The sequence below is a fragment of the Bradyrhizobium sp. genome, assembly GCF_019242285.1.
In the GTDB taxonomy this organism is placed as follows: Bacteria; Pseudomonadota; Alphaproteobacteria; order Rhizobiales; family Xanthobacteraceae; genus Bradyrhizobium.
The window spans coordinates 1-4,694 of record NZ_JAFAVV010000942.1 but is presented as its reverse complement, the minus strand read 5'-3'; the positions used below and the strand labels follow the sequence as shown (position 1 = coordinate 4,694).

5 protein-coding genes and 5 tRNA genes are annotated in these 4,694 nt (G+C 64.8%); 1 reads left to right on the top strand and 9 read right to left on the bottom strand.

The features are described 5' to 3' along the window. Positions 1–165 precede the first annotated feature (165 nt). The 5 genes from JOY90_RS38530 to JOY90_RS38510 form a co-directional block, all read right to left on the bottom strand. Positions 166–240, bottom strand: a tRNA-Val gene (locus tag JOY90_RS38530). A 4-nt stretch (positions 241–244) separates the two neighbouring features. Beyond that, a tRNA-Val gene (locus JOY90_RS38525) sits at positions 245–317 on the bottom strand. Position 318: 1 nt separating this feature from the next. Further along, positions 319–395, bottom strand: a tRNA-Leu gene (locus tag JOY90_RS38520). A 3-nt stretch (positions 396–398) separates the two neighbouring features. Continuing rightward, positions 399–475 (bottom strand) — tRNA-Leu (locus JOY90_RS38515). A gap of 136 nt (positions 476–611) precedes the next feature. Next, positions 612–685, bottom strand: a tRNA-Thr gene (locus JOY90_RS38510). A 522-nt stretch (positions 686–1,207) separates the two neighbouring features. Between JOY90_RS38510 and JOY90_RS38505 the strand changes: the two genes are divergently transcribed. Beyond that, positions 1,208–1,450, top strand: coding sequence for a hypothetical protein (locus JOY90_RS38505; protein ID WP_291696310.1), 243 nt, complete (start codon positions 1,208–1,210; stop codon positions 1,448–1,450). 52 nt (positions 1,451–1,502) lie between these two features. On the opposite strand, the gene JOY90_RS38500 is transcribed toward JOY90_RS38505, so the two are convergent. From JOY90_RS38500 to JOY90_RS38485, 4 genes are all read right to left on the bottom strand, one after another. After that, positions 1,503–2,450 carry an MBL fold metallo-hydrolase gene (locus tag JOY90_RS38500; protein ID WP_291696309.1) on the bottom strand — a complete coding sequence of 316 codons (948 nt, stop codon included), beginning with the start codon at positions 2,448–2,450 and terminating at the stop codon, positions 1,503–1,505. A gap of 101 nt (positions 2,451–2,551) precedes the next feature. Continuing rightward, a complete protein-coding gene (locus tag JOY90_RS38495; RefSeq protein ID WP_291696308.1) occupies positions 2,552–3,139 on the bottom strand; it encodes a DUF1254 domain-containing protein in 588 nt (195 codons plus the stop codon). Further along, positions 3,136–3,714 (bottom strand): DUF1214 domain-containing protein, encoded by a 579-nt coding sequence (locus JOY90_RS38490; RefSeq protein ID WP_291696307.1) that lies wholly within the window; start codon positions 3,712–3,714, stop codon positions 3,136–3,138. Before JOY90_RS38490 ends, JOY90_RS38495 begins: the two co-directional genes overlap by 4 nt. Positions 3,715–3,724: 10 nt before the next feature. Next, a partial coding sequence (locus tag JOY90_RS38485; protein ID WP_291696306.1) for a transglycosylase domain-containing protein occupies positions 3,725–4,694 on the bottom strand: 970 nt, incomplete at its 5' end.

The following is a 4,694-nucleotide window of genomic DNA, read 5'->3' as shown; positions in this document are numbered from 1 at the left end:
GCACTGCGCTTCATGATCGCGATGCTCTCGTCGGAAAGACGATGCACGCCGTCAGGTCGCTTCTCGATCATCGTCATCTCCATTCAAATTGGTTGTCCCGCACGGTTTCGATCCGTGTTTTCGCGGTTATCGGCCGCGTGCCTTAGCCACTAGACGACGGGACAATGGTGCGTCTTGCAGGTAACGATCCTGCCGCCTCCGCCATGTCAAGGCGGCGCTCTCCCTCTGAGCTAAAGACGCGTGATACTCCGTCCGTGGATCGAACACGGTCAGTGTCGGTGTGTAAAACCGATGCTCTCCCATTGAGCTAACGGAGCGTGGTGCCTGACGCGGGATTTGAACCTGCACTGTGGCTTGTTTTGAGCAAGCGGCCTCTGCCGTTGGGCTAGTCAGGCGATTGGTGCTCCAACCAGGATTCGAACCTGGATCGCGCACGTTCTAAGCGTGCCGTCTCTACCAATTGGACTATTGGAGCGTGATGGTGCTCTCGTCTGCGCCATGCAAGGGCAATTCTGCCATGGAACTAGGAGAGCGTGAATCGGAGCTGCTTGGGTGGAATCGGACCCCGGCGTCGATCTTACGGGGAGGTCTGCCCCCGACCTGAAGCAGCATGGTGCTGGTTGGCTGAATCAAACGGCCGCTTCGGCCTTACGAGGGGCGCGTTCTGTCACTGAACTAAACCAGCAAAGAGGAATGCTTTTTCCAAAGCTGGAGACCGGCCACGAATGACCACCAGACGTCGGGCAGACTTATCCATGTGGTCTGCCAGCAAACTTCAGGCTGAGTCTGGGGATTTTGGGAGTGTCGAACCCGAGGGTCCTTGCTCTCTGCCTGTATCGGCAGAGGTTGGACCTTTGCCGACTTAGTCGAAACTGCGCCCGGATTCGGGCTTCGTATTCCTGAAGAGACCCTTCACGACGCACGGCATCGCCCACGGATACGACTGCGGTTGCAATCGCCGTGTGGCGGCGGTGATATCGATATGTGCTATGTGGCGCACGGGTCTTTCCTTCAGCTTGGGTCGCGGTCCCTAAGGGCTAATTTCGAATCCGTCAAGCGAAAAGATTCTAATGAGGTCTTAAAACGCAGGTGATCCCCGCCCGAGCCTTGAAAGCCGCCGCTTGGCCCACCGTGTCAATAGCTGGCGGCTTCGACCCGATCTGTTGGATAACCTTTGCCGTCAGGCCACCACGAGCAACGGGTAACGGTGTCGACCTCGGGCCTCACACCCGTTGTGCCATTTCTACTCCGCTTATTTGCGCGCAAGGGACGGGATTGGAAGAAAACGCGCGTCGCGGCGGCGCGCGTCCTCAACTGGCTCATCCTCCGGCAAGGCAAGATGTCTGCGACCTCCTTCGTGTTGAATGGCGTCGACCTCATGGGGATAGCCGAGGTACGCGCCGAGCTCGGAGCCATCAAGCGGTTCGCGGCCAAACCTGGCGAGGGCTGACAGTCTGATTGGCTGTAACCGGACATCGGTGTCCGCGCATCCTGTGTGCGCCTCACTGCACGGGGGTGCATTGCAGGTCGGCGCCGATGATGAGCGGACCGCTGTAGTATTTCCGCAGATCGGCAACGGCTTCGTCGATGTCGAACAGGCCGATATGACTGAGGATGAGTTGTCCGACGCCCGCCTCCTGCGCGATGCGGCCGACGACCGCGGGCGTCGCATGGAGAGGAACGTCGGCACCGGGCGCGACGGCCAGATGCATGATCAGAACGTTCGCTCCCTTGGCGAACTCGACGAATTTCGGATCGGTTCCATTCTGATCGGAGCTGAACACGACCGACACGTTCCCAGTTTGCACGCGGTAGGCCAGGGTAGGCATGTTTCCGTGCGGTATTCCCTGCGCCGTCACCGTCGTTCCCTCGCGCTGCAGGACCAGTGACGGCGCGGCCTTCGCAGCATCGATCACGCCGATGTCGAGCCGAACGCTTCCGGTAACAACGCGTCCGATATCGGGCCGTACGCCTCCACCGCCATATGTCCCGCCCAATGCGGACCCCATCACGGGGAACGCACCTGTCTTCTCGTCGAAAAGCCGATTGAGGAACGTCGCAAAATCAGGCGCCGCATCATTGCCCGTCGGACCGAAAATCTTGAGGGGGTCCGTTCGAACTTCACGGCTTGACCAGAGAAACGCCGGCAGGTCGGAAACGTGGTCGGGATGAAGATGGCTGATGCCGACCATCCACAAATCTTCAAGTTTTGCCTGTGACTCGCCGAAGCGGTGCTGAGCGCCGCCGCCCATGTCGATGAGTATTCTGGCGTGGCCGTCGAGCCAGAGCAGATAGCTCGACGAGGCGCGCGTGGGATTCAGTCGGGGACCGCCGGAGCCGAGAATCTGCACCGCGACCGGAGTCGCGCCGCAGCTCTGGCCGAAGGCGCTCTGACTATTCAACGACGTGCAGAGAATCCCGAGCAAGCAGATCATCACAGGTCGAATCATGGGAGCACCCGTTCGGTTCGAATAGGCCCACTAGATCGATCTCGAGAGCGAGCCTGGCTCGCGACGTTGTCATTGACCGCGCGTTGACGGGTCCGCGTCCCCTAGCGGCGGGCCTGCGGCGCCTCGGCCTGCTTGGCCGGCACGTCGCTCTGCACCTTGCAGCTCGACGCGGCGAGCGAGGCTTTGGCCTGCGCCATCAGCCCGGCCTCCGGCGCGAGCGCTTTCAGCACGATCAGGCCGGTCACGGTCGGGGAATCGATGATCAGGCGGTCGGCCGAGGTGACTTCCTCGTCCTCCGGCAGGTCGTCATGCTGCGCCTGGGTCATCAGGTCGAGCTCGATCACCTTCTTGCCCGCCGAGCGGTCGTTGATCGCGTAATAGGCGAGCTCGTTGCGGGTGTAGAACGACACCGAGGTATAGGCCTGGCTGACCGGCACCGTCAGCTTGAGCGGGCCGCCGGACAGGTCGTAGCGGCAGACCGCTTGCGCGAAGGCGGGATCGAGATAGGGCATCAGCGTGTTGGCGGGATCGGCGGCCGGCAGTTGCGTCACCGCGTTGAGCTCGGTGATCGGCGCAAGCCGCGAATAGGCATCCTCGGTCGCGATCTTCGGCAGCGCCAGCACGCTGACGAGATGCACGATGCCGCCGAGCAGCACGCCTGCGAGGATCGCGAACAGCAAGCGGATCACGGGCACCCCACGGTCGCAATCGCCGGCATCGGCGCCTCGCGCGCCGAGCGCGTCGCCACCCCCACCGGCGTGTCGTACAGCCGCAGCATCAGCTCGTAGCGCTCGATGCCGCCGGTCGGCAGCCAGTTGCCGGAGCGCGAGCGCGAGGCCACGCGGATCTCGAAGCCGCCGTCGGCGCCGCGCACCACCTCCTGGCTGGTGAAGCCGTAGCGCTGCAGCGCGTTGGCGACGAGACGGCCCTTCGGATCGTACAGCGTCAGCGTCCAGAACCGCGCCGGTGGCGTGATGCCGCTGATGACGACGTCGCAGCGGCCGTCGAGCGGCTTCCTCTTGTCGTCGGCCCTGGCGGTGAAGGCGACGCCGTCGCCGGTGCCGATCGGCAGCTCGCCGTTGCGGGTGATGGTGGCGCGCGAATAGGGATCGACGTCGGAGGTGCCGGTCTTCGGGCGCGCGGTCCAGGAGCCGATCTTGAGCGTGCCGAGATTGGTGCCGCGCGTCGCCGTCATCCAGGTCGCGCCGAGGCCGACCGCGGTGGCGATCAGCAGTGCGATCAGGGTGATCAGGATCAGCCGCACGGTCGCGCGATCAGTTCTTGCGCGGCCCGGGCGCCGCGGTCGCTGCCGTCACGTCGCCCGGGCTCGCGGCCGCAAGGCTGTTGGGGTAGGGCAGCGCGCTCGACGAGGTCGGCGGCTTGACCGGCTTCATCGCCTCGCCCTGCGGGGCGGGGTCGGAGGTCCGCGCAATGTCGTCGAGCATCTTCTCGACCTGCACCAGGATGTCGGCGCCGCGCTTGGTCAGCACCGGCGGCGGCCCGGGCTTGATCTCGGGAACGCGCGCCTGCGCGGCCATGGCGGCGGCGTTGGGCTCGCGCGGCAGCTTCTCGCCCATGCCGACGCCCGCCAGCTCCTTGATCTCGATGCCCTGATGCGCAACCGTCATGATGTCGTGCCAAGTCTGCGCCGGCAGCGAGCCGCCGGTCATGCGGTTGGTCGGCGAGTAGTCGTCGTTGCCGAACCACACCGCGCAGGTGAAGTTGCCGGTGTAGCCGACGAACCAGGCGTCGCGATAGGAGTTGGTGGTGCCGGTCTTGCCGGCGGTCGGGATGCCGTCGAGCGCGGCGCGCCGCGCGGTGCCCTCGCTGACGACGTGGCTCATCATGCCCGCCATCTCGGCGGCGACGTTGGCCGGCACCGCCTGCCGCGGCTTCGGCCCATCGCGGTCCCAGCGCCAGACCAGGTCGCCGGCGCCGGTGCGCACCTCCAGCACCGCGTGCGGCGTCACCGCCTTGCCCTTGTTGGGGAAGGTCGCATAGGCCACCGCGTGCTCGAGGATCGTGACCTCGTCGGCGCCGATCGGCAGCGACGGCGTGTCGGGCAATGGCGCCGTGAGGCCGAAGCGGCGCGCCGTCTCGACGATCTTGGCGCGGCCGGCCTTCGGACCGCCCTTGCCGCCGAGCGCGATCGACAGCTTCACCGGCACGACGTTGATCGAGCGGGTGATCGCCTGGGTCAGCGTCACTGCGCCCGAATAGGAATGGCCATAGTTCTGCGGGCAC